Source organism: Nitriliruptor sp. (assembly GCF_040882075.1).
In the GTDB taxonomy this organism is placed as follows: Bacteria; Actinomycetota; Nitriliruptoria; order Nitriliruptorales; family Nitriliruptoraceae; genus Nitriliruptor.
The window spans coordinates 1,012-4,651 of sequence record NZ_JBBEBZ010000084.1 but is presented as its reverse complement, the minus strand read 5'-3'; the positions used below and the strand labels follow the sequence as shown (position 1 = coordinate 4,651).

Genomic DNA, 3,640 nt, shown 5'->3' with positions numbered 1-3,640 from the left:
CACCGATCGGATGGGCTCCGGACGTCCGAGGGGCCGACCAGGCGGGAACCGCCGTAAGGGCACGATGCGGCCGCCGTGCCGTCACGCTGGTACGTGTCGGGCCCATCTATCAACGCTCGCTGCCGAACCCACCAGTCGGTGAGCTTCCACACCTCGGGTTCGGCCGAGGCGGATCCGCCGAGGCCGGCCAGCAGGCGCGCCGACTCGGTGAGGTGCGGCAGCGACTCCTCGGTCCGGCCAGCGGCGTGCAGCAGGTCGGCGACGTTGCTGTGGAGCGCGGCAGCGCGGTGCCGGTCACCGAGGACCGCGCAGCGTTCGAGGGCGTCCCGTGCGATCGCGAGCGCCTCCTCGACCTGACCATCGGCCGCGAGCACGAGCGCCAGGTTGTTGAGCGCTGCGACGTGCGCCGCGGGATCGGGCAGGTCACCAGCGTGGTGCAGGGCCCGCCGCAGGTGGCGACCAGCCTCGTCGTCGCGGCCCCGCCGGCGAGCCACCAGCCCCGCCGTGTTGTGTGCCTGCGCGAGCGCGGCGGCATCCTCGCCGGCCTCGGCTTCGGCGACCGCAGCAGCAGCAGCAGCCTCGGATGCGGCCGCGTCGGCGTCCCCGACGCGCAGCACCGCCACGGCCAGATCGGCCCGGATCCGGGGTCGGAGCTGCGTCGCTCCCTCGTCCCCGCGGTGCGGATCGAGCAACGCCATGGCCGCACGCAGGTGCCGCTCGGCGGTCGCCCAGGCTCCCCACCGCAGGTGCAGGACCCCGAGGCGGTGCTCGAGCGCCGCCAGCTCGAGCGGGTCCTCGGTGATGGCCGCGGCTGCGGTGCGGCTGATGAGCGGCCGGTGGCGGGTCGTGGTCGTGGGCGCCATCGTGGGGCTCTGCACCGGGTCGCTCGCGGCGGCGATCGGTCCGACCACGTACGTCGGCGAGACCGGGTTCGGTTTCGCGGTGCCGAACCGGTTCGCGTCGACCATCTCGCCCGACCTGCTCGAGACCTGGGAAACCTCCGGAGGTGTGGCGATCGCCGCTGCCGCCGTGCTCGCGAACCTGTCGTTGCTGCTCCGGTTCCGACGAGCCGATCCAGCGACCCGTCGGCAGATCAGCTGGGTCGTCTACGCCGTGACCGCCAGCGTGCTCCTCGGGAGCGCAGCGGACCTGTTGCCGCGGCCGGCTGCGTCCGCAGTCGTCGCCCTGACGCTGGCCGCCATCCCGGTGTCGATCCTCATCGCGGTGACCCGGTACCACCTCTACGACATCGACCTCCTCGTCAACCGCACGCTGGTGTACGCCACGACCACCGCGGTCCTGGTGGGCCTCTACTCGGCTGTGGTGGTCGCGTTGCAGCTGCTGCTGCGTCCGTGGACCGGGAGCTCCGACGTGGCGGTCGCCGGATCGACCCTCGCGGTCGCCGCAGCGTTCGGGCCGCTGCGTCGCCGGGTCCAGTCCGTCGTCGATCGGCGCTTCGCTCGAGCTCGCTACGACGCGCAGCGGACGGTCGCGGCCTTCACCGATCGCCTCCGGCGGTCCCTCGACATCGACGAGTTCGAGGTCGAGCTGCGCGAGGTCATCGCGGTCACGCTGCACGCGGAGCACGCCGCCATCTGGTTGCGGTCGACACCACGCTGACGCGGCCGGGTGGCCGCTCGCGCGCGATCGCGGTGCGGCTGACCAGCCGTCCGAACTCCACTGCCGGGTGCGGCGCCCGGGGTGGAAGCTGGCCTCCTGAGACAGGAGATCGGTGTGCATCACCCGACAGCCACACCCCGGCCCGAGGGCACCGCGCGACGCGTGCCTGACCGCGACGGCGAGGTCCGTGCGTGTTGACCTCGCCGGTGATCGACGACGACCCCGATGTGCGGACCTGCTTCGCCGTCACGGTCGCGCCGGCCGTGATCGCACCTCGACGGGTCGCGCGGTCGGTGGGTGACGTGGTCGTGGAGCACATCGGCGGGTGGCGACACGACGATGTCGTCCTCGCGGTCCACGACGTGCTGATGGATGCGACCCGGCGGGAGCCGAACGAGCCGCTGACGGTCCGGGTGCGTCGTCGCGACCACCAGCTCGACGTCGAGATCACCGACGCCGGTCACCTCGTGCGTCTGGTCTACCGCTGCCCCGCAGCGGAGGGACGCGACGGCTGAGGATCTACTCCTCGCCCTTGACCGCGAGCACGGCGCACTTCGCCTGCAGCAGGATGTCCTGAGCGTTCGAGCCGAGCACGAGCTTGCCGACCGCCGACCGGCGTCGGACCCCGATCACGATCAGGTCGGCGCTCTCGTCCTCGGCGGCCTTCAGCAGGTCCTCGGCTGGCGAGTTGCCCCGCGCGTACTCGACGAGCCGGTAGGTGATGCCCTCGTCCTTCAACCGGGTCTCGAGCTGCTCGAACTCGGCGCGGTAGGTCATCACCTGTTCGGCCTCGTCGCGCTCACCACCCTTCATGGAGTGGACCACGAGCAGTTCACCGTCCCGCAACCGGGTCTCGTCGATCGCCCGGTCGAGCGCCGCGCGTCCCTCGGGGGACCGCAGGAAGCCAGCAACGATGCGCACGGAGCACCTCCACGTCGAGTTGCGCTCAGGCTAGTGCCCAGCGGACCCGCGAGCGCGCTTCCCGCGGTCCGCTCCTCGTGACGCCCGTAACGCTCCGGTGACGCCCCGCACGCAAGCTCGGGTCGGTCGGCGAGCGACGGGGAACAGCCCGGTCGCCGGGGCCCGACCGAGGACACGAGGAGGGGCGACGTGCGCCAACCACGAACGTTCACGCTGGTGCTGGTCCTGACGGCGGTGCTGGCCGGCTGTGGGAGCGACACCGAGGACGATCCCGGCGCCACGGCGTCGGATGGGCAACCGGTGTCGGCGGAGGGTGTGGAGGACTTCCCCGCCGCGCTCGAAGCTCGGTGTATGGAGACCAACGGTGAGCTGGCTGCGCTGGAGGAGGCCTTCCCCGGGGAGAGCGCTGAGGACGCCACCGGGTACTTCGACGGCTTCGCGGACGCGCTCGAAGGCTTCGCTTCGGACGTCGGGGGGATGGAGGCACCGCAGGAGTACGCCGAGGGGACCGACCAGCTCGTGACCGCGATCGAGGACTCGGCGGCAGCCGGCCGGCAGGCCGCGGATGACATCGCCGATGGCGCGGACATCGAGGCGTCGGCCGGGGCGTTCTTCGCCACCCTCGGTCCGGCGGAAGCGGTCGCGTTCGAGACGTTCGGGTTCCCGCTCTCCGCCTGCGGTGAGGAGGTGGAGGGCGCGGATCCGGATGCCGCGCAGGTGGCGGTGACGGCCACGGACTACGCCTTCGAGATCGGGGACGTCGCCGCGGGCCCGACCGCCTTCACCATGACCAACGAGGGCGAGGAACCTCACTTCATGTACGTCGTGCGGCTCAACGAGGGCGCGACCCTCGAGGAAGCGCTCGCTGCCGAGGCGGACGGTGAGGACCCCGACGCGTTCATCGCCGAGGACGTCGGCGAGAGCGCGACCGTCGGAGGCGGCGGTACCGCCGTGCTGAACGCCGACCTCGAACCCGGGACCTACGGGATGCTGTGCTTCATCCCGAGCCCGGACGGTCAGCCCCACGCGAACCTCGGCATGGCCGAGGGGTTCGTCGTCGAGTGACCGTCGGCGCTCGACACCACGGCCGGGGGGGGGG

5 protein-coding genes are annotated in these 3,640 nt (G+C 72.1%); 3 read left to right on the top strand and 2 right to left on the bottom strand.

The genetic code is table 11. The annotated features are described in order from the left end of the window. On the bottom strand, positions 1 to 863 hold an 863-nt coding region (locus tag WEB03_RS04335), incomplete at its 3' end, for a tetratricopeptide repeat protein (RefSeq protein WP_368069740.1). Here WEB03_RS04335 and WEB03_RS04330 point away from each other — a divergent pair. After that, a complete protein-coding gene (locus tag WEB03_RS04330) occupies positions 826 to 1,620 on the top strand; it encodes a hypothetical protein (protein ID WP_368069739.1) in 795 nt (264 codons plus the stop codon). The two genes, WEB03_RS04335 and WEB03_RS04330, sit on opposite strands and share 38 nt — an antisense overlap. Positions 1,621 to 1,811: 191 nt before the next feature. Then, entirely contained in the window at positions 1,812 to 2,135 is a 324-nt protein-coding gene (locus WEB03_RS04325; RefSeq protein WP_368069738.1) for a hypothetical protein, read from the top strand. Between the two features lie 4 nt (positions 2,136 to 2,139). Here the strand turns inward: WEB03_RS04325 and WEB03_RS04320 are convergent, their stop codons facing one another. Further along, on the bottom strand, positions 2,140 to 2,541 hold the full coding sequence (locus WEB03_RS04320) for a universal stress protein (RefSeq protein WP_368069737.1): 402 nt from the start codon (positions 2,539 to 2,541) through the stop codon (positions 2,140 to 2,142). 189 nt (positions 2,542 to 2,730) lie between these two features. Here WEB03_RS04320 and WEB03_RS04315 point away from each other — a divergent pair, with 189 nt between their 5' ends. Further along, the gene (locus tag WEB03_RS04315; protein WP_368069736.1) at positions 2,731 to 3,606 is read left to right on the top strand and encodes a hypothetical protein; all 876 of its coding nucleotides are present in this window, start codon (positions 2,731 to 2,733) and stop codon (positions 3,604 to 3,606) included. Positions 3,607 to 3,640: the final 34 nt, after the last annotated feature.